Origin of the sequence: Halorubrum sp. GN11_10-6_MGM (assembly GCF_005435165.1) — an archaeon.
Lineage (GTDB): Archaea > Halobacteriota > Halobacteria > Halobacteriales > Haloferacaceae > Halorubrum.
The window spans coordinates 1-307 of record NZ_SGUC01000195.1 but is presented as its reverse complement, the minus strand read 5'-3'; the positions used below and the strand labels follow the sequence as shown (position 1 = coordinate 307).

Here is a 307-nt window from a genome sequence, read left to right as displayed (position 1 = left end):
AGGTCACCGACCCGTTGGTTGTCGTCTGTAAGCAGTATTGATACCATTGCGACGAGATTGAACGTCGGGAGTGCATCAACGATCCATAACAAGTTCCGTAGTATTGACGCGCCGATCGTACAGTTTGCGCCGTCGGACTTGATAACGACCAGTCCAAGTAGGTATTTACCTGGTGTGTACCCATCCGTTGTAGTTTAGCGGCGCGTCGAGGCGGTGTTTGTGCGGATAGTTGAGCAAGACGGTGTTGAGTCAAATCGCTGATGAAGCGTGATCGGAGAACTGAACAGAGGCTCTTCCGTCTCGGATG

The 307-nt window shown here is 51.8% G+C and carries 1 pseudogene; it reads right to left on the bottom strand.

Features of this window, described 5'->3' with window-relative positions:
- A pseudogene (locus EXE46_RS16715) lies at positions 1-173 on the bottom strand (RDD family protein); the annotation flags it as partial.
- Positions 174-307: the final 134 nt, after the last annotated feature.